Raw genomic sequence first — 22,393 nt, forward strand, 5'->3', positions numbered from 1 at the left:
GACATGCGCCGCCATCCAACACATGCCTGGCGACACCGATAGCATCTTGTCCCGATTGCGTGGGCTGCCCGTCAATCCGGCCGTAGCAGAAGACGTCCTCCTAGACGCCCTGGCATTCATCGAACGGAGCCCCGCTTACAATTCGAAGCTGGATGTCTTCCATTCCCTTACCGGCACCGTCAACGAACCCTTCACCGCTGCGTGGCGCGAAGCCAGGGCGACGCTTCTAGAAGCCCTCATCACCGGCGCCACGCCGCGATCCTGAACGGCCCCTGTCCGCATGAGTCCAGCACGTCCTCTGGCTCTATCCCCTCGCAATCATCATGGCCTTCGTCGTTACCTCCTTCCGACGTGGCGATTTAATTGCCTCCGCGTTCGGGCTCACGATCCAGATCCTCCATACCATTGGCCCAATCTGGTTGGGCCGGACGACCCGTTCCCCCAGCGCGGTTCCATTGGTCATGGCCAGGCTTCGCGCGCAATCTTATTTCGCGGCACCTAACAGAACTGCCAGTACATACAGTAGTAGGCCCCCGCAATCCTTCGACGGTAGCCGACCACACAAAGTCGGCTCAGACCGATGGAGGGAAGTGTGGAAAATACCGTAGCAGCGCCCACTATGGGGCTCCCAGTTGGGCCTATGGCCATCAACGCAGCAGCTGGCCCGCACGGCGCGACATTCGCCGCGGGGCGCGCTGAAGAACTCGCTCAAAAATACGGCCTGAACACTGTCTGCTCGCTATTCCAATTGCGACATGACGTATTCCATGGCCGGCTCCGTTGGATACCCGCGTCCCCCAACGGCCTCGACGTCGATGAATTTGACGCCCTTGCGCCCACTCATGGCCTGGTTATGCACCAGGGGGTGGTGGTCGGCGGCTGGCGGCTTCTTCCGACTATCGGGCCCTACATGTTGGCGGACATTTTTCCAGACGTGCTCCGGGGCAACCCGCCTCCGAAGGCCGCCACGATATGGGAAGTCTCCCGCTTTTCGCTGAACACACTTCTGGGATCTGCCGTTGCGCTGTCCGCGGCCGCTAGCCTTCTCCAAGGGCTTTTCCACACCGCCTACACCCTCGGCGCTGATCAGCTCATTGCCTGCAGCGATGTCCGCTTCCAGCGCCTCCTGGAGCGCGCAGGAATGCGCCTCAGTCTCTATGGCCCGCCCGTGCGGATGGCTGACGGCGTAGAAGCCGTCGCCGGCGTCGCTGACGTTGCTTCGCATCTACACCGAGCCATTGGAGCGAAATGGTCCACGCTCAACGAGGGGATCGCCGCATGACCGCAATTGATCTCCCTTGGCCGAACGCCCGCCAGCAAACAGGAGCGTTCGGTGTACCGCGTGTCCCCGGGTTCGCTCCCAAGGAAATGCTGAAGATGGGGACGAACCCCCTCAGCTATATCACGTCGGCCGCGAGGCTGGGGCCGATCGTGGAACTGCCCTGGGTCGGTGATAAAGTTCTACTTCTCTCCAGGCCCGAAGACGTGCGCCACGTCCTCACATCGTCACAGTTTGGCAAGAGCCCCTTCTATCGGAAAGTTCGCCCCCTGCTGGGTTTGGGCCTGGTGACCAGTGAAGGCGAGCTTTGGCAACGGCAACGCAACATCATCTCCCCCGCTTTTCACCAGACAGCCCTAAGTTCGATGACCAATATCATGGTCAGCCGAACCCAAAACATGATGCTGGACTGGGGGAAGCACGGTCTACAACAGCCCGTCGATGTCTTCCGGGACGCCATGCGGCTGACCCAGCGCATCGTCGTCGAATGCCTGTTCAGCGACGACATCGGGACCGACGAAGACCTGGTCACCGAAGCGGCCAATACGATCATGTCCCATGCCGAGAAACGCATTTGGCGGCCGTTGGACGCACCAAATTGGCTTCCAACTCCGGAAAACCGCCGAACCGCGAAAGCGATTAGCCAACTGGACAAGGTTGTTGACCGGATCATTACCGGACGGCGGGACCGGCCTATAAGGGCTGACCTTCTGCAAATGCTTCTGAGCGCCCAGGGAGATGACGGGAGCGCAATGAGCCGGACGCAATTGCGGGACGAGGTGCTGACCCTACTCATCAGTGGCCATGAGACCACAGGAACTGCGCTCGCCTGGACCTTGTATGCCTTGGCTCAGCAACCCTCCCTTAAAGAGCGTGCGGCCGCCGAGGCCGCAGACTGGCCTAACCAGCCGACAATGCACGACCTTAAGCGTTTTCCCTATATCAAAGCGTGCTTGGAAGAAGGACTAAGGTGGATGCCACCGGCTTGGACCATCAGCCGCGTGACGCTACAAGACAGCGTCGTCGGCGGCATTCGAGTTCCCGCCGGCACTTCACTCATGTGCGCTCCCTACCTAGCTCATCGCTCCCCAGAAGACTGGCCTGATCCCGAGACCTACGACCCGAGCCGTTGGCTCAACACTGACATAAATCGCCGGGCGTTTCTTGCGTTTGGAGCGGGGCCTCGCGTCTGTATTGGCCAAGCCTTTTCCATGTTGGAGATGACAATCGTCCTCGCCTCAATCCTCAAGGCGTTCAACTTTGAGCTTCAGCCAGGCATCTCTGTCGCGGCACAGCCTAAAATAATGCTCAAACCAAGCCCAGGTGTTCCTCTAATTTTTACCTCTCGGAGGTAGGAATGGCTGTTCCAATTCACCCGTGGACTGATCTTGTTTCGCAAAATTCCACCGCCCATGACTGGCTGCTTAATATCATCAACACCGTCAACTCGATTGAAAAGGTGCCGCGAAGCGTGCGCATTGGAAACAGGCGAACCAGCATGCGCATGGAGCCTGTCTTTTGGAGGGCCATCGAGGAAATTGCGGTTCGAGAGAAAACTGATGTCACCACATTATTGACGCTTATTGATGGCTTCCGCATCAAAGATGTGAACCGTACCAGTGCCATACGCATGGCGGTCCTCGACTACTGGCTCAGAGTGTCACAGACCAGTTCGTAACCTCCAGGTCTAGCAAACGGCAATCGGGTCCGGAACACTGCTGGTCCTGATTGCCGCTTGCCTCCTATCGCGCCGATTCCCAACCTAGGCTTTTGGGGCCATGGATAACCATGTCGCTCAGGGTACTGTCACCCTGTCAGCTGGCCCCAGCCCATCGCCGCATGACTTTTTTGATGACAGTCGGGCGCGTACGCCCCGCCTGGCCAGAACGTGGGACGCATCACCACGCTTACCTCTTCCCTTGATATAACAGGCGAATAGAACCTCCTACCCGCCAATCGGGGGACACCCATCCTGGTGCGCTGAACAATCATTCTATATGCCCGGACCGCCCCGCTGCCGCCTACCTGTATATTCATACAGGTTGCGTGAAACACACGTTGACGGCGACTTTCCCCCATTAGAGCGCCTGAACACCTGGGGTAAGGCCCCCTGCTTATGGAAGTCGCCGGTCGCATGCCTTCTTCGAGTCTGCCGCATCGCCAAACGCAGGCACCGATTCAATGGGTAGTATGCCGCACCACCGCTGGCAACTACGCGCGCGACTCCGAGTCCGACTCCGATTCAGGCAGAAAATCCCTAAATTCCCGGGACTTCCCCGCCTTTTTTATGTCCCCGTCGCAAAAGATCTTGCGTGGCCGCTCATTTCGGCTGACACATACTCAGGACCGGGTACCGAGTACCGAGTACCGAGTACCGTGTGCAACGTTCCCGGCCCACGTTGATCGCGATTTCCGTGCACCGGGTGGACGACCATGGACCAACCTACCGCTGACAACCGTACGATCGTTAAAGTACCACTGCGTCCGGACCAGCGAGAATGGGTTGATCAGATGGTCCAGGCCCATGGTGTCCGCCGCGGCAACAACCGGGCGTCGCGCCCCGCTGTCCTGGAAACGGTCCTGGACTACGTCATGGGTGAGCAAAAGGCTGGCCGCCTCGTGCTGCCCCTCTGAAACCAGGCATATAGCCCCCAACCTTCTCTGCGAAAGGAGTTTCGCCAGCAGACCACCATAAACCAAACGCCCCCCAACCTTTCGGCGGGAGGCGTCGGGGCAAGCCCGGTTGGCGCCGGGTAACAGCTGCTTGAACACCAGCATCTTGCCTCGCACCCCCCAACAACGCAAGCGCTTTTTGCACTTCCGAATTCGGAAGTCGATGCTGCTTGCCCTGGCCGTGCCCTAACGAAGGGCGCGAACGAGGGATCGTACGCCCGATGCAGATGCATAATTATGATGTCGACGCCATAGGCGTCGCCAAACGCCCCCCTTTTTTCGATAAGATGGTGAGCGAAGCACAAAGCTGGACCGGCACAACAGCGCCAGCTGCGTCAATCATGACCCTGCTAAGCGCCGGTTTCGCGCCAATTATGCGCCGCGACACGCTTATGCCTCTCTCACACAAGGCCCGCTCCTACCTCACCTCGCTTGTCGCCAAGATACACACCGACAATTGGCGCTCAGGCCATGCCACTCTCCGCGTCCGGAACGCGGAACTGGCGTTGCATTGGCAATGCACTGAACGCCAGGTCCGGGCGGTCCTCCAGGATCTGGAGAACGCCGGGCTGCTCATTCGCAGGTACGACCACCTCAACCGCCGGCAATGGATGAGCGGAATAGACCTTGCTCCGCTCGGCATGATGCTCAACGACCTGGCAGAGGCGAACGCGGCTGCAAAAGAGCGCTTCCGTGGTGACTACCAGTCCCTTCGTCACGACAGGGACGAGACTGATGTCCTATATGAGAAAAAAACTTCCGGGGACCCGGAAGAATTCTGCCCCCATAAATACAACGTACAAGCATATCCAGCTGCTAAACAGCAGCCTGTACAACCGCAAGCGGGGTGTGTAATCGACCCTCCCCCTCCTCCGACGGGAGCCCAGGATGAGACGATTTTGCACGGGATCATCGCCCACTGCCCGCAACTCCCGGCAATGGCCGGCAATTCCAGCCCGAGCCCGGCCCCCACGGACTTTGTCCGCGCCGCCCAGACCATCCTTCACCGGGATCACTCCGATCTACGACCGAGCGCATGGGAAGCGGCCGTCAAACGGCATGGCGCTATCCCATGCATAGCGGCGGTCGCCGTGGCTGCGGCGAAGCCCGCCGACCGCAGTGGATCCGCGATCGGCAACCGCACCGCATATCTGGCGAAAATGCTGGCCAGCCAGCAACTCAGGCAGACGGTAATGAGCCAACTGCGAGGCCTAAAACGAGAAAAGAGGCCTGTTAATGCTTATTCAAACAGTTGAACATTGTGTTATACTGTCCACCTTAGACTATTCGGCCTAATCACGACTTCCGGTCGACACTTCACCTTTGATGGGAAAGAAAGGACGGACATCATGTTGAATGAAAAGTATCGAGAACAGGCTATTTCCCTTGTCGTCGCCCACATGCAAGGAACCCCTACCCAGCCTGACCAGATTGTTGACTTGGTGAAGAAGGTTTATTCCGGCCTTCTCGCCTGGGAAGACGAGGCCAGCCGCCCCCCGGAGCCCGTTCCCGTGGCCAAGCCCACTCCGGCCGTTCCTATTCGGAAGTCGGTCACGCCCGAATACATCATCTGCCTTGAGGACGGTAAGCGTCTCAAGATGCTCAAGCGCCATCTGCGCACTGCCTATGGCATGTCGCCCGACGATTACCGCACCAAATGGGGACTCCCCTCTGACTATCCCATGGTCGCTCCTGAGTACGCTGAAGCCAGGTCAGGCCTGGCGAAGCAAATCGGCTTGGGACGTAATCGTGGAGGCACCAAGCCCAGTCCGGCACCCACCCAACCCGAAAAGGGCGCCCGACCCCGGCAAAAGGCCGCGGCCACTGCCTAGTTCCGAATTCGGGAGAGGCCGCCGTCGTCCGTCCGGCGGCCTCTCCCTTCGAGGGCATCTACCCCCAAAGCCTATACAAGGACAATCCGCGCCAGTCTTATCCTGAAGCATCTCCGGCCCACACTCAGACGGGCCACCGTCCCTTATCCTACTTGCCAGCCCCGCGGCCTTCATAGCAGATCAGATTAAAATGGCTTCTGACCTGGGCCTGAAATGCCGGATCCAGACCCGAGACGTCGCGATGCACGCCGTCAGCACCGAACTCCTTCAAGATCAGCGCGCACTCCCTCGATATGAAGCTTCGGCCGAGGACTGAACGGCTGAACAACCCCCTGCAGATTCAGGGCAAAAAATCAGCTCGTGATCCAGCGCCCGCTTCCAAGAGCGTGGACCGCCTCCCGCCATCCTGCCAACGATCTGGCCATTCAAGCTCAGCCCCAATTCAATCACTGGTAAGCGATCTCGTGATCGGGTGTCGGCACTCTACGGCTTAGCAGAGTCACCCTGCTCGACTTTATGTCCCTGTCTTTTCCTTGGCCCTTCGTTGCCACGGCTTCTTGGGCGGAAACTCCGGAGGAGCGGTGCCCTCCTCCGTCACGTCCCAGCTCCAATGGCCCCCTCCTGGGAAGAGCCGCTCATAAAGCTCTTCTTTCTCTGCTTGCCGCGCCTTGTAGGCCGGGTCGTTCCGACCGTAAATCTCCATGGGGATTAGCGGAGGGTCGCCATCCGTCAGAATCACGTCGGGGAACATGACGTCTCTGGTCGCGTCATACCTCAAAGGCTTAATGAAGGACCGCTCACACTCCACCAGGCGATTCACGATCAAGCGCTCATAGCCACTCTCAACGGGTATCCATTGATCCGTGATGATCGTGGCCGCACCCGCTTGTACTTCCAAACGGGTCCAGCGCTGCTTTTCAGCCAAGGCGTTCCCCAACTCCCTGATCTCGCAGAGGAGCAAGACTAGAACTCGCTCACCCGCTTTCAGACTCCCCTCCTTCAGCCGCTGAATGCATGAAAACGACTTCGCCATACGCTCGACCATCTGCTTCGAAACCATGACATTGATGTGCTGGTGAGGCGCGCCATCCAGTTCAAAGCGATGCCCTTCCAGGACGATCTTCAACCCGTTGGCAACGCCTACCGCGAGCACCTTTTGCCTCGTTCGGTTGTTGCTGTTCTCCCAGCGTCGCTCGAGGACGGTTAAATTTCGTCGGATCAGCGACCCCCATTCGCCGCCATGCAATCCCTGGAAGAAGAACAGACTGCAATCATCCAGGCAGTCGTAGCCGGCCTTCACCGTTCTGCTCGCCTCCACAAGGCGTCGATGGACCACACCTGGCGTCCGCTTGCCCGCCATACCAGGATGCCACGTGTTGATCTCGGCCCGCTCCCAGAGGAAATCGAGCAAACCTCGCAGCGTCATGGCCGTCTGTGACTTGCGGCCGACGGGAGGCGGTCCCTTCTCCGGGGGGGTGGCCTCACCAGTTCGCTCCACCAGGTTCTCCCGTAGGGACCGCCGAAGTTTCACCTTGGCTGTCCCGTCCTCCAGCTCTTTGACAACGCTGGATTCATAACCATCAAGTCCGCTGCTTTCGCGGGGCAGCTCCCACCATTCGCAGTCAGGAGAATGAAGGGGGCCGCTGTCGGGGTAGCGGGCGATATAATATTCGCCCGAGCCCTTATCCCGTTTAGCGACGTAGAGCCTGGTGAGGGGATGACGTTCACCGGCCGGTGGTTCCACGCACCGACAATACAGAGGCGCTCCCGCTCCCCATGTTCTCCCATGGTGCTCGGACAACGCCGTCAGATAAGAAATGACCTTTTTCGCCCGTTCTTCTGCAGAGAAAACCCGGCCGTCGGCGAACACCACCTCGTAACTCTTTTTCTCCACGCCCGCGTGCGATTCCCCAACGATGGTGCTCATGTCCCTGGCCCCGTAAAAGTCGAAAATTCCCTATTTTAGACCCCTATCAGTTGGCCGCATACCTGTGCATTTCCACAGGGTTACCGCCCCAAGGCTGGCCGATAAGATGGCCGTCTTACTCGACCGAGCCCGTGACACATCCTGCGTCCATATCCAGGTCTGTTTCACGCATGCCCGCATGGCATGACATTGTGTCGTGTATGCCGCATATGCCTGTTCTAATCATGCGGCATATTTTTGTTGCGATTATGGTGGTCCCCTGTCAGACTCAACTCAGGGTCTAAGCGAGGAACATCATGACCACCACCGACATCACCCCAGATCTCAAGCTGGCGCAGCATCGTCACCGCCTTGGCATGAACCAGTCCCAATATGCCGAGGCTCTGAATAAAATCTTCAACACCCGTTACTCACAGCCGCTCATCGCCAAATGGGAATCGGGGAACACCGCTATCCCCGCCCGTGTCCAGGAGCACATCGACAGCGAAATGGCTGTCGGTAATGTTTTGGCGATCATCAATCAGAAAGGCGGCGTCGGCAAAACGACCACCAGCATAAACTTGGCGGTAGCCCTGGCTCGTGCCGGCGCCCGGGTTCTGCTGATCGATTTTGATCCGAACAAGAGCGCGTCGCAGATTTTGATGCTCGATACCGACGATCTCCACCGGAACCGGCAGACCTTGGATCATGTCGTCTCCGGCAAACGGGAATTTGCCGATATTATCCAGCACCACCGGAGCGGCATCGACGTCGTCGCGTCTCACATCGCGCTTTCAAGCACCGACCAGTCCTATGAAAGGGATGCGGTTTACATAATCCGCGACAAGCTGGTTCCCATCCGGCAGCAATACGACTGGATTTTGTTGGATGGCCCCCCATACCTCGGGGTTTTGGTCACAATGATGCTGACCGCGGCCGATCAAGTCCTGATCCCTTTCCGCCCTGAGCCAATTGACGCGATGGGCCTCAGTGACTTGATCAAGACCGCCGCAAAAGTCCGCGACAGCTCCAACAAATCCCTTCGCATCATGGGAATCCTCCCGTGCCAAGTGAAGGATCGTTCAATCGAACCGGAGATGCTGAGGACCGTCCATCAGGTTTTCCCCGACGAATCCATGTTCAAGGCGATCCCCGATAGCGCCTGGTTCAGCCGGGCCGCCGCGAATGGCATGGTCGCTGTCGAGTATCGACCCAAAGCAAAGGGTGTATGCGTCTACATCGAGATGGCCACCGCAATGGTGAACCGTCAGCCCATTCCCCTTCAGCCCATGGAGGCTTAATCATGGCCACCAAACCCAAGCCGGGTATGTCCAACCTCACCAACATCCTCAAGGGTGCCAAAACTGCGCTCGACAACAAGCCCGAGGATCTCGCGACAATCCTCGAGCCCATCGACCTCGAGGACATCGAGCCCGACCCGGACCAGCCGCGGCAGCATTTCAGTGACGACAGCATTGCCGAACTGGCCCAGACCATCGCCGCCGAAGGCTTGCTCCAGAACATCATTGTGCGTCCCAAGCCTGGAGCGCTGAACAAGTACATCATCATCATCGGCGAGCGCCGTTGGAGGGCAATGCGTCTTCTTGGCTGGAAAAGTACCCATGCCAGGGTTAAAGACACCAACCACATGCTCGCGCAGATCCTCGAAAACGAGCAGCGGGAGGATGTGGCCCCGCTGGACAAAGCCCGGGCCTATAGGCGGTACATGGAGATCGAGGACCTCGATCAAGTGACCCTCGCCCAGCGCGTCGGTAAGAAGCCTGCGGAAATCAGCGCAATCCTAGGCCTGCTGCGCCTGGCACCGTCGGTCCAGGACGCCCTTCCGAATTCTGAACTGTCGCTCGGCCTGTTGATCGAACTCTCCACCATGAAAGTGGAGGACCAAGAGGCCCTCTGGCAGGAGTACCAGAAGGACGAATTTTCTCTCACCATCCCGAGCATCCGTCGCGTCAAGTCTCAGCTGCGCGGCGCCGCCGGAAGCACTGTCGCGGAGGTCATCAGCCAGTTGGCCAGCCCCGCACAAGTCCCTTCCCCTGTGCCCGCTCCTACAGTGCCGGCGGCGTCCCCGGTGGCCCCCACGCCAACCGTCGAAGGCTATGCCGGCGACGACACACCGCACCTCGCCCCCACCGTGGATCAGGTGGCTCAAGCGGACGGTCCGCATACCACGCCCGCCTCTCCCACCCTGTCCGGTCAGGACGACGCCGATGGCGCCGTCTACGACAACCACAACCCGGATCACGAAATCCACCATGGCGCCGAGGTGGTCCCCCGTGAGCCCCCCCCGAAGGTCGCAGAAAGCGGGCCCCAGGACGGCCTGTTTGATGATCACGAGAAGACTGGCACCGCACGGGAACGGACGGAAGCCCAACCCCGCCGGCCCATCCAGCTCGACGACATTGAACGCCTCCAACGCCATGCCGAAATGCACATCTTCAAGGGGCTGTCGTTAACCGCGACTGAGCGGCAGGCCGTCCAGCGCCTGATGGACGTCCTGGATAAACTGACTTCCACGCGTTGACAGGGGCGGCGACAGCCGCCCCTTCCTTTTTTTTGGCGTCTCCAATGATCCAGAAGATTCTCGATAAAACCGCCTCGGCGTCATTCAGGCTGATAGTAGTCACCGCCGTCTTGGGCTTATCTACTTACTACCCATGCCTTGACCTGAACGACCATGACTTATCAAAAATGGTTCCATTTAGCTCTTCCGATGTGAAATTACCGGAAGGAGACAATGATGTTTTTCTGTTTAATGATCCAATCGACGACAAAGCAAAGATCAAATTCGATCAGCTTGACCATGCCCACAAACTCTACCCTACAGTCGCCCTCAACAGTCCTGGCGGCGCAATCGACATTGCTGTGCAACTGGCCAAGACCCTGAAGGAAGCTCACTCGAAGGTGCTGATACCCGAGAACGCGCTGTGTGCCAGTTCATGCGCTATTCTTTTTTCCCTCTCTCATTCCGCCCACATTGATGACAAGGGCTACATCGGTCTACATAAATCGTTTGTCATTGACGTGTTCAAGCAAGAAGACTGCTGCAGAGCTATTTACGAAATAAAGGACCTCTTTTATCGAGCCATCCCCTTCTCCGAACTCAACATTCCCTCAGCGTCGTTCAAGGCCGCCTATCCCAACACCTGGCGTTTCCTGCGAACCTGCCATCCCTTTCCCTTCGACGACATCAATGGCATCGCCCTAAAAGGTTCCCAACTGCGCGAAATCGAACGGGGCGATCATCAGGGCACCTGCGACGAACTTCTCGCTAACCAAAATATACCCGCCGTGGTAAAGCTCCTGAACAAGTTCGGGCGGACAGCCGCCACGCCGGAGGTCACCTCCAAGCAATAATTGGGATACAAAAATGACGATGCCGGTCGCGGTGTACATCTACCTACATATGGATGACTCGCGCCCCTACTTCCCGAATCGTCATAACCGCCGGTTTTGGTTGCCCGTGACTCACATTTATGCCCGGTTTACGAAAGGTCCTAAGCCCGCTCCCTCAATCGTGCCCTCGCAAAATGCCAGCCGTCGTTCAACCAAGCCCACCGAGGCGACACTCTCCGGCTGCCGCTGAAGGTACGCCATGGTCGACATCCACCAATTCCTCGGGCAGACCAAGCGACGCCTGGATATCCACCAAAACGCGTTCACGCTCAGCCCATATGAGCGCCATCTCCTCACTACCATCGGGACACCGCGCCGATCGCGGCAGATCGGCTATCTCTTCATGGGCGGCATCGGCCTATCAACCCTCATCGCAACGGCCGCCAGCATCGCTCGGGCGCTTGACCGGCAACTCCCCCTCATCCTTGTCATCTGCCCAATCATTACGATCATCGCCGGCATCTGTGCGAAGCTGGTCTTCGATCGTCATATGCCGCCGGACTTCAATGAACGGATCGGTGACCGCGCCCAGCTTATCCTCCAGCGGCGCCTATCCGCTGACCACTGGCGCATCCTCCAGGACTACCTGCAGATTGACGCGACCGACGGCCTACTCGCTGGGCATCTACACCTGATGCTCGCACATGACGCCGGCTGTACATCACAACCCCAACCCTGTCCGCGCACGTTCTTCTTGCGCCGCGCTCTCCGCGCCGCTCAGCTGGTCGACCTTGGCGCCTGCGAAGACAATCCGGACAAGCCGGCCCCCACCACCAGGCTCAACTAAAAGCCCCCGTTCGGTTGCAGCATCAACCTTCGCGATCCATACGCATCTCGGCACGGCGGGGCGTGCCTGGTCCCCTCGAATGACGCCGTGATCGCTGGCTGGCCCTTTCAGCTGCTTGCACGGTCGAATCTCCCCGCCACAGATTGCTTCCCATATGCGGAAAGTTTCAGTCAGTGGCCAGCTTGCGGCTCTCGGCAATCGGCACGAATGACACGCGCAGCGCTCGCCTGCGCCTGCAGCTCTCTATCCTGCCTCAGGTATATTGGTTCCCTGCGCAACGCGCGCGTTGCTCGGCCACCCCCTAACCCCCCCACCCCCCATCCCCTCAAAGGGGCTTGGGGGGCAGCGGTGTCGGGCCAAGCCCGACCAAACACCGCGGCGCGGCCTGCGTCCGCGCATGAGATTGCCCAACCCCAGCCCTTCTCCGGTCCATCAGGCCGCCGTCATCGCCGCGGCACCGTATGCATTGGCAGCGGTCCACCGCACGGTAGCTGAACCCTTGAGCAGGCGTGCCGGCCCTTCGAGCCGTCACCGATCCCCTCCTTCATGGACACCTGGTCGCCATCACCCAGTGTAGGGCCGCGCCGGCCGCCCAGCGGCCGTCGTGCCGGCACCCGACCCCACCTTCGTGGGGCTCGGGCGGCCCCCCAATGTTAATCGAAGTATTGGCTTCCAGTTATGCTGAAGTGTTGACGGTTTTCAATATTAATGGCCGTTTGGCAGCAATAACTAAGTAGAATCCAAAGAATAGTGTTGAACTGTACGGCCTGATGTATTAGTATACAAAAGTCATCATCGGGATATGGCGATATGTTTATCGACAAAGAAACCCCCATTTTTGTTGGCACCAAGGTACTGTCTTGTCTGGGCGGCGTGGGGAATGGCTATGTCTTCGCGGTACGCGGCAAGCCCGATCCAAAGTCTGTCCGGCCCATCGGCAACGGGATCGGCGTTACCGGTGGTGGCGCCCGCTACGACGTCGTTTTTCAGAGCGGGCACCGCTTATTGGGCGTGGGCGAAGGCGCCATGCGCTCCGCAATGTGGACCATCACAAGTCACGTGGCCGATGCCGCGACTATGGAGGCAATCTTGGATAAATCGAAGACCGTAAGCACTTGGTTCACTCAGGAACAGGACAAGGGCAAGTTCGATGCCGCCGTGCAGGCCATTCGGAAATCCCCGGAATTCCACCTGCTGAAACAAGGTGACGACCCTCTGTCCGGGACCCTGGCCGCCAAGAACATCCGCATCATCGTCAAGGACCTGTCGCCCCACTGCCGGTTTACCGTCCACAAGGTCAAGGGCGGTTCCGTCGCCGTCGAATGGACGGATGGTCCGGCTGAGGACCTGGTCACCGAATGCGTGGCCATCTTCGGGGGCAGCATCAGCTCCCCCAAGACCGAGGCAACCATAACCCCGTGGATGGCGGCGTTCGGCGGCTGCTCCTTCGTCACCACCAACCGCAACTACAGCGACGGGGTGCTGGCCAAGGGAATCGCCGCCACCTGGGACCGGTTTGCCGGGATGCTGACCGGCATCGAACGCCCCGACGTCGAGAGCGTCAGGAACGGGACCGCCTGGAGCATCCCCATCGCCGTCAACCCGCTCCGGCAAGGCGCCAACCTCGGCGCCCTGATCTACGGCGTCCTGTCGTCGATCTCCGTCTAAAGACGACCTCGCCAATAAGCCCCGACAGATGGTCAGTACGCCATGACTCCATCCACACTCCACTTGCGCTCTCTGACCATCGGTCAAAACCGGGGAGCCGCCCGCCTCTGGCTCCAAGGGCGCAGCCTGGCTGCCAGTGGTGCCGTTCCTGGGGCACGGTTCGACCTTCACGCCAATCCAACCGCCCGCCGCATCGTCATCCTCATCCACCCGAATGGCGGGCGCGTCGTCAGCGCCAAGCCTGGTGGAACGCCTGTCATCGACAGCAGAGGGTCGGAAATCGGGCAAACCTTCCCCACCGGTACGCGCATCCGGGTGCGGTTCGAGCCTGGCCGCATCGTCATCACCATACACCCCTCGGATGCCGCACAAGCCGCACGAGCCCAGCGGCTGAAGGAAAAGCTGCTGAGCGGCCAAGAGATCGACGTCGGCAGTCTCTGTTTCGGGGCCGGTGTCCTGGACGCGGCCTTGCATCAAGGGCTGGCCGACGCCGGCGTGACATCCCGGCTCCGCTTCGCCGTCGACGTGGACGGCGACGCCTTGGACCACGCGATGGGCCACAATCCAGCCTGGACCACCGACACCATGGCAGTGGCGGACGATATCGCCCTCGTGGACCCCAGCGAACTCCCCCCCGTTGACCTATTGGCAGCCGGGCTGCCCTGCGGCCCAGCCTCACGCCCCGGCCGGGCAAAGCAGCGCTCCCTGGACCCCCTGCTACGCCATCCCGAAGGCCACCCGGATGGTGCCGCGTTCATCCATCTTGTGCGTTTTGTCGCCGCCCTCAACCCCGCCGCCGTGGTGCTGGAAAACGTCGACCTCTATCGGGACACCGCCGGCTATGCCGCCTTACTCACCACCCTGACCACCCTCGGGTACAAGGTTACAGAAACCTTCCTCTACTCCCAGGCCTGGGGGGTGGTGGAAGATAGGCAAAGGCTCGCCATGGTGGCGGTCACCGGCGACGCAATCTCGCTTGAGGACCTCGCGCCCAACATCCCGCCGGAACCCCTGTCCACCGTGCTGGAGGATATCCCCACCGATAACGTCAGGTGGAGAGACCATGGCCACCACGTAGCTTCCACCGATGAAGAACGGGCGGCCGGCAACGGTTTCTCGTTCCAGCTCGTCGGCCCCGAGACGCGCCGTATAGGCACCATCGGTAGAGGTTACAGCCGCGACCGCCGAACCGAACCCCACCTCCGCCACCCGACCGATCCCAACCGTTCCCGGCTGCTGACGGTGCGGGAACACGCCCGGATAAAGCAGATCCCGGAAAGGATGGTCTCTGACCTCGGCCACATGCGCGGTCACCAGCTGCTGGGGCAATCGATCGCTTATCCTCCCTTCGTGTCCCTGGGTCGCCGGCTTGGGCAATGGATGCGGGGCGACCGCCGGGCTTTCGCCACCGGTGGGGCGCGCCCTCTGCAGCGCCATGCAAGTGTAATCGCCCCTACCCCCCAGCTCACCCTGTTCAGTGACATGGACATGCCCCCTGCATCGAGGGAGCTACAGTCATGAGCCGGGCACTCCCCACCCTCGAAACCTGTAAAGCCGCCATCGAATGGGCACTGCAGAAGCGGCAGGACGAGTTGGCGTCCAAGCGCGAATACATCGACCAGGAGCAGCTTGACGCCGATCCCCTATGGTCCGCCCTGGCCCACATGGGCCGAACCCTTGATGTCCCAGCCCGGCCCTTCCACGAGGAACTGATCGACGCGATATGCGTGGCCATCAGCCTTTACGAAGTCCTGACTGGGCACTACCTGGCCGCCCTCTATCCCGCCGCGGCCCTTGCCGTAATCCACATCTACAAATGGCGTTACCCCAAGGCGTAAGGATTCCCCAATGAGCCAAGATCAAACCCCAGCGCTCCAGGATGCCATCCTGAAGCAGCGGTGGACCCGCATGCCGGGACAGCCCGGCGTGGTTGTAACCGATGATGACGAAGGACGCGCGGTCCTGGTCATGGACGAAGGCCACGACTGGCCCGACGACCTGGCCAAGAGCGTGGCCGACTACGTCATCGGCCTGCACAACAACCGCCTGAAGCGTCAGCTCATTCAGGAAGCGACCCGGGACAGCGATATCGGCTCTTTCGCGGACTCTCAGCTGATCGCGGAAGTGCTGGAAACCATGGGCAACCATTACGCCGGCAGCGCCGCCATCGTCGGCCGCAATGCCAGCGAGGACAAGCAGGCCTCCCTGAGGCTGATCAGGATCGCCCACCGTCTGCGGCAACTGGCCTTGAGTATCAGCCAGGGTGAGCACCTGCTCGTGATGAATCCCATCATGCGGACCAGCACTCACCTCCCGTTTAAGCTGGAGGAGTTCATCAGCAAGCGGGCCAACAGCGCGGCGCCGGTATTCCTGACCGGTGACCTATGGCAGCAGCTGGACCCATTGCAGCAAGCCGCCATCGGGATCGCAGCCATCCAGCGCGAAATGGTGGTGCGCCGCCAGGAGTTGTCCATGGACAGGGAGGGCGGTTTTCCCACACCCGATGTTGACGGTGAACGGCAGGAGCCCGCCGGGCCACATCTGGATTATGCCGATCACTGCGAGGAAGCCCTCCGCCAGGCGGTCAGCGATGTGATCGACCTGAAAGAAGTCACTGAAAGCGGCTTACCCCTACCGTGGCTGCCTGGCGAGGACCTGCCCTGAACCATGGCCCCAGCACTCCAATCAACGTTTCCGCCGGCGGCGCCCACACCATCCCACCGGGCGCCTGCAGCGGCTCGCCATCCAACCGCCGGCGACCTCTTCCTCTCGCCCTACGAGCTTGCGGTCAACGCCCTGCACGCGGCAACAGCCTTATACACCGTCGACCCCGTGGTCACCGATCTGCTGGACCGGCTGAATTGGCCAGCCTGTGGCGGCCGGCTCTTGGACCCCGGCGCCGGTGATGGTGCGTTCATCGCCGCCGCCGTGGCACGTATCGACATCCCGCCCAATGACGTCGAGGGCTTGTGCCAGCGCGTAGAGGCCTGGGAAATCCACCCCTCCGCGGTCGAAGCCGCACGCCGGCGCATCGCCCTGCACCTGGCCCAGCGAGGTTGGTCGACAAGCTCTGCTGTGACCGCGTCGGCGCGTGTCGTGATCCATGGCGATTTTCTGGCTGACCCTTTGCCAGATGCCCGCTTCACAGTCATCGCCGGCAATCCCCCTTATCTGCGCTTTGCAAACCTTCCGCCGCACTTCAAGGCGGCCTATTCCCACCTTCCCAGATACGCCAGAGGCGACTTGCTTCATGCGTTCATGGACCGGGCATCGCGTCTGGTGGACGCCGCCGGCAAGGTCGGACTGATCACCTCCGACCGATGGCTGTTCAACAGCCAGGCCGCCCCACTGCGCCTGCAACTGGGCGACCGTCTCTCCATCGTCCATGTCCGACGCCTGGACAGCGCAACCACGTTCTACAGACCGAAGGTCCGCCGCCAGGGAACGCCACCCCGGGTACACCCGATCCAGATCGTCATGGCCGCCAACGAAGGGTCCGAGGTCCGTGCCCTCGATCCAAACAGCATGTTCAGGCCTCCGTCAGAGACCCGGCTGACCCTGGGCCAGGTCGCAACCATCCACTGCGCGCCGTACCTCGGCCCGGATGGCATATTCTGCCTCACCCGGGCGGCAGCGGAAGCCGCCGGCGTTCTTGATGGAAACCTGGTGCCCGTCGCCGATATCCCTCGTGACGCCGACGTCTTGGGCCCACCATCCCTGTTTGCCATCAGGACGGCCCGGGGTCACCCACCCTCGGCCGCCGTCATCGATCACCTCCGGGCCACCCGCCACCTCATGCCGGCGAGAGGCCTCAAGGCCCAGGGAAGCTGCGAATGGGCGCCACCGGAGCCATGGGTACACAGACTGCCGCTCTCGCGCCCTGCCCTGGTGATGCCCCGCATCGTCAACAGGGTAAGGGTCTTGCCCTTACCCGCGGGCCACTTACCGAGGAACCACAACCTGGTTCTCGATATAAGGCCGGAGCACCAGGCGAAAGTCCTTCGACATCTGCGCAGCGCGGCCGCATGGCAGCACCTGTATGAAACCGCTCCCCGTCTTGAGAACGGTTACGTGCAGGTCAGCGCCTCAATTCTGCGTGCCATGCCTCTAGAACCCGAATAGGATGAGGTTGCCGATGCTCAACGAGCAAACGGCAACGACGTACAAGACCGCGTGTGCTATGCCCCGAAATAATAGTTACCCATCCGGCAGGAAGGCTGTTATTCCAGTCTTTGTAAATCTGGGATTTACCGCCGCTGGGCTGTTCTTACTGTATCTGTACGTCTCTCATCCGGTGCTGGCTCTGAGAATTGCGACAGGCGGTATTCTAAACATCCAGAAGGTGCTGGTATTTAATGACAAGCCCTGGCCTGCCGTCGGGACCGCCCTTCTCCTCTACGCCGGCATCAGGACGGCGATCAACTCCACCCCGCCCTATTTGCTCGTGCCGCGCACAGAGCGGTTGGCTCCCTACCTACCCATCCTCATGGGCTCCGCCGCACTCGGTAGCCTCTTGCTTCGAGCAAATCCCTTCGGTCTATTCAGCCATTGAGAGGGTGGTGCTGGCTCTTCCCCCAAAATCGCGGCAGACGATGAGCCAGTTGGTCATCGCCCTGCAGGCCAATGACCAATGATGGCTCAAGTGGTCGGTACCCCGTCGGCGGTGAACCAGGTGGGGACGAACGCCTGGCAGGACGGGGTTTGGAATTCAAGCCCGGCAGCCCTGCCAACCATATTTCCATCCAATTCCATCCATTTTCTGAACCCCCGCGCTCGGCCATGCGCCTGGCTCGCTCGCCGCGATTTGGGTGGCGAATGCATCCTGACCCGCCCAGAAGGCAAGCCCATCGGGCGCCGAACTCCATCCCCTCTCCGGCGGTGGACATCCTCGACGTGCATCTGCTGGGCGCGGGTAGCAACCACGACAGCCCCGGCCGCGACGCCTATCTCGACCTACATCTTCGAACTGTCCTTACCGGGCGGGGGCTCGGTTACAGTTCGGGCAGGGCTGGCGCGTACGTTCGGTCATTGTCAGCTCTGAAACCCATCCGTGGTCATGGCCGCAACGATCGCATACCAATCTCACACGTCGGTCTACCGCGGCCACTACGCGAAGCATAACCTCCACGGGCCGGGAGCGGTTGCGCAGGTGAGATGGGAAGTTCATTTTGGCGTCACCATACGATCTCTGGATGAACACCATTCGACTTGATGACTTTTTGTGATGTCAGGCCAAATAAACTCCAACTGTTCCTTTTGAGTATCCTGCGGAATGGTGATGATCTGCACCCGGCAACCAATCGGTATCCATGGATTATGCCCCATGGCAGTAGCTTCAATCGCCATCACGTGCTCCAGAGTTGGTGATGTTCGGATTTAGTTTGCTGATATCGTTCATTTCTTCGAAATGACGGCAGATCGAAAAGACTAATAGATAACAAAGGAACGCCGTGGCTACAAAGAGGATAATATCGCTTAATATATTTCCTGTATTTTCGATATACACATACGAACCTAAAATTATTGCAGTCGCCGGCTCAAAAGGATTTCTCGCTATTGTCCCAAGCATATCTTTTCCTTCGTGCCTTCAGGGCCGTCTGACTGAGTGCCCACCATCGATCAGCTCGACATATAGGAAGAAAGTGGCCAATAGGTTCAACATACCACATCCCCCGTCAGCGCACTCAACCCACTGCACTATTCTTTCCTCCCAAAGTGGTTTTAAATCGCCAGACGTGGGCGCACTTAGAACTCCACATAAAATCACCAGCGGAAAAATATTGGCTCATTGCCGCCGGGCTAGTCACCTGCATCCGGGGGATGCAGGTGAGCGGAATGCTATTCGGGGGCAAGGTCAACCAGCCGGCCGCCCAGCTTCCGCGCCCCCGGCGGGGGCTTGTGCAGCAGGGTCCCCGCGCCGGCAGTTGACCAGGCGAGCGAGGAGCCGCTGCGCCGGATAGGGGGCATTCCGAATTCGGAACTGATACGCCCAACTCATCGGCCCACCACCTATTTAAGCGTGCCAGCGGCAGGGGCTTTTGGGGCCCGCATCCACCGCTGGGCCCAGGCTGTCGCGACCAGAGCGGCCCCCCTGTCGCTCAATGCCCAACCCTCCCCGCCTCGTGGACCTGGTACTTCGACAATGTAACCCCGCGCCTTAAAGCGTTGCACCACCATGTACACCGCCTTGCGCTCCGCCAGCCGCGACCAACGGCTAGCGGCTGGCAACACGCGGCCTATTTCCGTAGCTGTCAAGCGCACGCCCGCATCGGCACCAAAATAGCGGCGAAGCTCAGCGGCTATGCGTTGGGCTGTGCGGCTAGGTACAGAATGGGCATTGCTTTTGTTAACCATCTGGTTTGTTCACGCCTGCTCATGGAGTGTATTTCACTGTTGTCGCGCCCCAGAAAATGCCCGCAGATGATACACTAGCTGGCTTTGGTTGAAGTTGTTCGGAGAAAACCATATAAAGAGTACATGTTCCGGGATATATACCTCCAAATAACCGCAATTACCTGGACTTTGTTCACCCGCATAAGCGACTATGCTACCAACTTCTATTACTGTATTGGAAGTTATCATTAGCTGCGACCAGACCCTGTGGTCTCCGGCCCATCTGCGGACAGCCAAGGGGCGACGTCAATTTGTGATCTCGCGATTGCAGATCAATCTGGTCTGTCGTCCCCGTTCCATCCTGGTCAAAAAAGAAATCCACCCGTGCTCGTGACCGAAACAATCACAGTCCAGTCGTAAGCGCCCGCCGGCCTTCGCCCCCACGCGTTGCAGGTTAATCGCCGGCCTGGCTCTGTTCCGAAGATTGAACAAAAAGCCCATCGGTTCAACCCACCATCACCACATCCTCCTCGGGCAGCGGTACTGCGATCGCTGGCACGGCCGTCGCCGGCGCATCAAGCCATGCGCGTTGCGCTTCGGCGCCAACCAAGACCACGGGCATTGCCTTGGGGTGGATGGGCGCCACTATCGAGTTCGGCTCGCAGGTGAGAAAGCTGAACAGCAAGTGCTGCCCCGTCACCGGCCCCTTCTTCGGCCCGCGTTCACCTTCCCATTGCCGCCAGATACCAGCGAAAGCCGCGGGGCGGTCGCCCGGCACCTCGAACCATCGCTCTTTGGCGGGCACCTCCCGCTTGTCGTATTCCGCGAAGCTGCTGAACGGAACCAGACATCTGGACTCCGGCTTCAGCCAGGTCTGCCAATAGCGACTGCTGAGGTTCCGGACATTGGTGACTGGCTTTCCGCCGGCGGCGCTGGGGGGCGGAGGAAACCCCCACCTCATCGCCTGCCACTGCAGGGTGCCATCAACCCGCCGGGTGATCACAGGCCCCATGCGGTCTGGAAATATGTCCCGCGGCAGGTCCTTGATCTCCTCATAGCCGTAAACTTGGACCTCGAGGCCCAGCTTGCGGATTTCCGCGCGGTAGTGGTTGCACATGCCCGTCTCCCGGCCGCTGCACCTTGTGCTCAGATCGCGCCAACCGACCCGAGCACCGCGTATTCTTGTGCCGGCGCCAGGTCATAGCCACGTACAATCCGCCGAAGGAGTTGCGCATCGACAAGCCGACTAACAAAGCAAACGCCTTCCTTCCGGCCGCGGGCCGCCAAGACCGCAAATTCCTCACGCCAGCTTGCGGCCACGGCACACCGATCCAGGAGCGTCGCCCGTCCCTCGATCACAACGCCGGCGCATTCGAGTTGATCCACCAAATCCGCAAAATCCAGCATGTAAGGTCCCCTTCACCTTGTGCGTCGGTCGACGGCCGCTAGGCGGCGCGCTATTGAAAACAAAACCGCCCTCTCAGCATCAGTGTTCACAGGATGCTGGAAGGCAAGCCACTCTCCCTCTACCCCGCCGGGTGGCCACCGATTCCCCGTCGGTCTAACAATCTCCCTGACGCGTCCTCCAACCTCGTGCAATAGCCCCCAGCCCGCCGGCAGTTCAGCGGGCAGCGCGACGCCAGCTGGCGACAAATAGAACCTGTAGAGGCCCACTCCAGGAGCCCGTCCTGAACGCTCAGGCTTACGATCGTCGGCCAGGAAATCCGCTCTGCTGGCCTTCGCCTCAATGATTGCCGTGCACGTCGACCTGAAGCCAACAACGTCCGGCACCTCTCTGCACCCCGCAGCGCTCAACTCGGTCGCCACTACAGGAAAACCCTGTTTCCGCAGCCACCTCGCCCCCAGCGCAACCAAATCACGATGCGTCGGTGCCACCTTCAAAGCCTCGCTTCACCTTGTGGTCAGCCGCTGATGATGCCGAGTGCGAGGCCAGGCACCCGAAGGGCATCGCGCAAGTCAGCCGCATCCGCCTGAGTGGCGCCTTCGGGCAGGACAAGAGCGATGCGTACTTGGCCACTGTCAAATGCCTCGATGCCGGTCTTTTCGTAGGGCTCGAAGAGGACGTACGGCCGCCCATCACCAAGCTCCTTAATGGTCGGCATAAAACTCGTACTTTTTAATGTCGACATGGTGATTCACCTTGCAGTCCTTGGCTGTCATATTGCTGGGAAACGATCGGCCGGAAGGCGGAGATATAATCCCACTGCCCAAGCCCGCTGGGCCCAGATAGCCGCAAACACTGCGAGAGTAGCGGATGAAGCTGGTAAGCATCCCGTTACCAACATTACCAGGGTCGAAAAGCTGGTTGTGGTCGCCTCGACCGCTGGTGCGCCGCTAATGACCAGCACCAGGGAAATAACGGTCAAGAAGGTATTGAACAAGGAAAAGGCCAGAAATCTCCGAGCCCGACGTTCAGCCTCGGCCGCCGCGCCGGAACGATCAAAGGGCTGACTAGGTTCAGACTTGGTTTCAAGCATCTC

General features: G+C 60.0%; 22 protein-coding genes. 16 read left to right on the plus strand and 6 right to left on the minus strand.

The features are described from left to right. Window positions 1-640 precede the first annotated feature (640 nt). From P5F91_RS29505 to P5F91_RS29530, 6 genes are all read left to right on the plus strand, one after another. The gene (locus P5F91_RS29505) at window positions 641-1,282 is read left to right on the plus strand and encodes an acyl-homoserine-lactone synthase (RefSeq protein ID WP_277909097.1); all 642 of its coding nucleotides are present in this window, start codon (window positions 641-643) and stop codon (window positions 1,280-1,282) included. Then, window positions 1,279-2,634 carry a cytochrome P450 gene (locus tag P5F91_RS29510; RefSeq protein WP_277909098.1) on the plus strand — a complete coding sequence of 452 codons (1,356 nt, stop codon included), beginning with the start codon at window positions 1,279-1,281 and terminating at the stop codon, window positions 2,632-2,634. Before P5F91_RS29505 ends, P5F91_RS29510 begins: the two co-directional genes overlap by 4 nt. A 2-nt stretch (window positions 2,635-2,636) precedes the next feature. Beyond that, on the plus strand, window positions 2,637-2,957 hold the full coding sequence (locus P5F91_RS29515) for a ribbon-helix-helix domain-containing protein (RefSeq protein ID WP_277909099.1): 321 nt from the start codon (window positions 2,637-2,639) through the stop codon (window positions 2,955-2,957). Window positions 2,958-3,790: 833 nt separating this feature from the next. Beyond that, window positions 3,791-3,913 (plus strand): hypothetical protein, encoded by a 123-nt coding sequence (locus tag P5F91_RS29520; RefSeq protein WP_277909100.1) that lies wholly within the window; start codon window positions 3,791-3,793, stop codon window positions 3,911-3,913. Between the two features lie 260 nt (window positions 3,914-4,173). After that, entirely contained in the window at window positions 4,174-5,208 is a 1,035-nt protein-coding gene (locus P5F91_RS29525) for a hypothetical protein (protein ID WP_277909101.1), read from the plus strand. 93 nt (window positions 5,209-5,301) lie between these two features. Continuing rightward, on the plus strand, window positions 5,302-5,784 hold the full coding sequence (locus P5F91_RS29530; protein WP_277909102.1) for a Ros/MucR family transcriptional regulator: 483 nt from the start codon (window positions 5,302-5,304) through the stop codon (window positions 5,782-5,784). 514 nt (window positions 5,785-6,298) lie between these two features. On the opposite strand, the gene P5F91_RS29535 is transcribed toward P5F91_RS29530, so the two are convergent. After that, a complete protein-coding gene (locus P5F91_RS29535) occupies window positions 6,299-7,711 on the minus strand; it encodes a DUF1173 family protein (protein ID WP_277909103.1) in 1,413 nt (470 codons plus the stop codon). A gap of 296 nt (window positions 7,712-8,007) precedes the next feature. On the opposite strand from P5F91_RS29535, the gene P5F91_RS29540 reads away from it, so the two are divergent. From P5F91_RS29540 to P5F91_RS29585, 10 genes are all read left to right on the plus strand, one after another. Further along, complete coding sequence (locus tag P5F91_RS29540; RefSeq protein WP_277909104.1) at window positions 8,008-8,991, plus strand: ParA family protein; 984 nt, start codon at window positions 8,008-8,010, stop codon at window positions 8,989-8,991. A gap of 2 nt (window positions 8,992-8,993) precedes the next feature. Next, window positions 8,994-10,232 carry a ParB/RepB/Spo0J family partition protein gene (locus tag P5F91_RS29545; RefSeq protein WP_277909105.1) on the plus strand — a complete coding sequence of 413 codons (1,239 nt, stop codon included), beginning with the start codon at window positions 8,994-8,996 and terminating at the stop codon, window positions 10,230-10,232. 44 nt (window positions 10,233-10,276) lie between these two features. Continuing rightward, window positions 10,277-11,065 (plus strand): hypothetical protein, encoded by a 789-nt coding sequence (locus P5F91_RS29550; RefSeq protein WP_277909106.1) that lies wholly within the window; start codon window positions 10,277-10,279, stop codon window positions 11,063-11,065. Window positions 11,066-11,303: 238 nt separating this feature from the next. Continuing rightward, window positions 11,304-11,891, plus strand: coding sequence for a hypothetical protein (locus tag P5F91_RS29555; RefSeq protein WP_277909107.1), 588 nt, complete (start codon window positions 11,304-11,306; stop codon window positions 11,889-11,891). Between the two features lie 810 nt (window positions 11,892-12,701). Continuing rightward, window positions 12,702-13,559, plus strand: coding sequence for an LPD29 domain-containing protein (locus P5F91_RS29560; protein ID WP_277909108.1), 858 nt, complete (start codon window positions 12,702-12,704; stop codon window positions 13,557-13,559). Between the two features lie 42 nt (window positions 13,560-13,601). Next, complete coding sequence (locus tag P5F91_RS29565) at window positions 13,602-15,080, plus strand: DNA cytosine methyltransferase (protein ID WP_277909109.1); 1,479 nt, start codon at window positions 13,602-13,604, stop codon at window positions 15,078-15,080. Next, the gene (locus tag P5F91_RS29570; RefSeq protein WP_277909110.1) at window positions 15,077-15,397 is read left to right on the plus strand and encodes a hypothetical protein; all 321 of its coding nucleotides are present in this window, start codon (window positions 15,077-15,079) and stop codon (window positions 15,395-15,397) included. The genes P5F91_RS29565 and P5F91_RS29570 overlap by 4 nt, the downstream gene beginning before the upstream one ends. Window positions 15,398-15,407: 10 nt before the next feature. After that, window positions 15,408-16,223 carry a hypothetical protein gene (locus tag P5F91_RS29575; RefSeq protein ID WP_277909111.1) on the plus strand — a complete coding sequence of 272 codons (816 nt, stop codon included), beginning with the start codon at window positions 15,408-15,410 and terminating at the stop codon, window positions 16,221-16,223. Window positions 16,224-16,391: 168 nt separating this feature from the next. Beyond that, a complete protein-coding gene (locus tag P5F91_RS29580) occupies window positions 16,392-17,681 on the plus strand; it encodes an Eco57I restriction-modification methylase domain-containing protein (RefSeq protein WP_277909112.1) in 1,290 nt (429 codons plus the stop codon). Between the two features lie 13 nt (window positions 17,682-17,694). Then, entirely contained in the window at window positions 17,695-18,111 is a 417-nt protein-coding gene (locus P5F91_RS29585; RefSeq protein WP_277909113.1) for a hypothetical protein, read from the plus strand. 611 nt (window positions 18,112-18,722) lie between these two features. Here the strand turns inward: P5F91_RS29585 and P5F91_RS29590 are convergent. The 5 genes from P5F91_RS29590 to P5F91_RS29605 all read right to left on the minus strand — a co-directional run bounded on the left by P5F91_RS29590 (window position 18,723) and on the right by P5F91_RS29605 (window position 22,042). Next, window positions 18,723-18,905 carry a hypothetical protein gene (locus P5F91_RS29590; RefSeq protein WP_277909114.1) on the minus strand — a complete coding sequence of 61 codons (183 nt, stop codon included), beginning with the start codon at window positions 18,903-18,905 and terminating at the stop codon, window positions 18,723-18,725. 1,492 nt (window positions 18,906-20,397) lie between these two features. Beyond that, window positions 20,398-21,009: an SOS response-associated peptidase gene (locus tag P5F91_RS29595; protein WP_277909115.1), complete on the minus strand. Its 612-nt coding sequence runs from the start codon at window positions 21,007-21,009 to the stop codon at window positions 20,398-20,400. Between the two features lie 29 nt (window positions 21,010-21,038). Continuing rightward, a complete protein-coding gene (locus P5F91_RS29600) occupies window positions 21,039-21,299 on the minus strand; it encodes a hypothetical protein (protein ID WP_277909116.1) in 261 nt (86 codons plus the stop codon). A 12-nt stretch (window positions 21,300-21,311) separates the two neighbouring features. Then, window positions 21,312-21,788 (minus strand): hypothetical protein, encoded by a 477-nt coding sequence (locus P5F91_RS29975; protein WP_422394509.1) that lies wholly within the window; start codon window positions 21,786-21,788, stop codon window positions 21,312-21,314. 26 nt (window positions 21,789-21,814) lie between these two features. Then, entirely contained in the window at window positions 21,815-22,042 is a 228-nt protein-coding gene (locus P5F91_RS29605; RefSeq protein WP_277909117.1) for a hypothetical protein, read from the minus strand. Window positions 22,043-22,393 lie beyond the last annotated feature (351 nt).

The organism is Nitrospirillum amazonense (assembly GCF_029594735.1).
Classification (GTDB): domain Bacteria; phylum Pseudomonadota; class Alphaproteobacteria; order Azospirillales; family Azospirillaceae; genus Nitrospirillum; species Nitrospirillum amazonense.

Coding starts and splice junctions, on each gene's coding strand:
- P5F91_RS29515 (WP_277909099.1), top strand. CDS start 2,637: ATGGCTGTTCCAATTCACCCGTGGACTGATCTTGTTTCGCAAAATTCC.
- P5F91_RS29600 (WP_277909116.1), bottom strand. CDS start 21,299: ATGCTGGATTTTGCGGATTTGGTGGATCAACTCGAATGCGCCGGCGTT.
- P5F91_RS29535 (WP_277909103.1), bottom strand. CDS start 7,711: ATGAGCACCATCGTTGGGGAATCGCACGCGGGCGTGGAGAAAAAGAGT.
- P5F91_RS29550 (WP_277909106.1), top strand. CDS start 10,277: ATGATCCAGAAGATTCTCGATAAAACCGCCTCGGCGTCATTCAGGCTG.
- P5F91_RS29590 (WP_277909114.1), bottom strand. CDS start 18,905: ATGGCGATTGAAGCTACTGCCATGGGGCATAATCCATGGATACCGATT.
- P5F91_RS29585 (WP_277909113.1), top strand. CDS start 17,695: ATGCTCAACGAGCAAACGGCAACGACGTACAAGACCGCGTGTGCTATG.
- P5F91_RS29525 (WP_277909101.1), top strand. CDS start 4,174: ATGCAGATGCATAATTATGATGTCGACGCCATAGGCGTCGCCAAACGC.
- P5F91_RS29565 (WP_277909109.1), top strand. CDS start 13,602: ATGACTCCATCCACACTCCACTTGCGCTCTCTGACCATCGGTCAAAAC.
- P5F91_RS29540 (WP_277909104.1), top strand. CDS start 8,008: ATGACCACCACCGACATCACCCCAGATCTCAAGCTGGCGCAGCATCGT.
- P5F91_RS29520 (WP_277909100.1), top strand. CDS start 3,791: ATGGTCCAGGCCCATGGTGTCCGCCGCGGCAACAACCGGGCGTCGCGC.
- P5F91_RS29530 (WP_277909102.1), top strand. CDS start 5,302: ATGTTGAATGAAAAGTATCGAGAACAGGCTATTTCCCTTGTCGTCGCC.
- P5F91_RS29555 (WP_277909107.1), top strand. CDS start 11,304: ATGGTCGACATCCACCAATTCCTCGGGCAGACCAAGCGACGCCTGGAT.
- P5F91_RS29595 (WP_277909115.1), bottom strand. CDS start 21,009: ATGTGCAACCACTACCGCGCGGAAATCCGCAAGCTGGGCCTCGAGGTC.
- P5F91_RS29545 (WP_277909105.1), top strand. CDS start 8,994: ATGGCCACCAAACCCAAGCCGGGTATGTCCAACCTCACCAACATCCTC.
- P5F91_RS29505 (WP_277909097.1), top strand. CDS start 641: ATGGCCATCAACGCAGCAGCTGGCCCGCACGGCGCGACATTCGCCGCG.
- P5F91_RS29605 (WP_277909117.1), bottom strand. CDS start 22,042: ATGTCGACATTAAAAAGTACGAGTTTTATGCCGACCATTAAGGAGCTT.
- P5F91_RS29570 (WP_277909110.1), top strand. CDS start 15,077: ATGAGCCGGGCACTCCCCACCCTCGAAACCTGTAAAGCCGCCATCGAA.
- P5F91_RS29560 (WP_277909108.1), top strand. CDS start 12,702: ATGTTTATCGACAAAGAAACCCCCATTTTTGTTGGCACCAAGGTACTG.
- P5F91_RS29575 (WP_277909111.1), top strand. CDS start 15,408: ATGAGCCAAGATCAAACCCCAGCGCTCCAGGATGCCATCCTGAAGCAG.
- P5F91_RS29510 (WP_277909098.1), top strand. CDS start 1,279: ATGACCGCAATTGATCTCCCTTGGCCGAACGCCCGCCAGCAAACAGGA.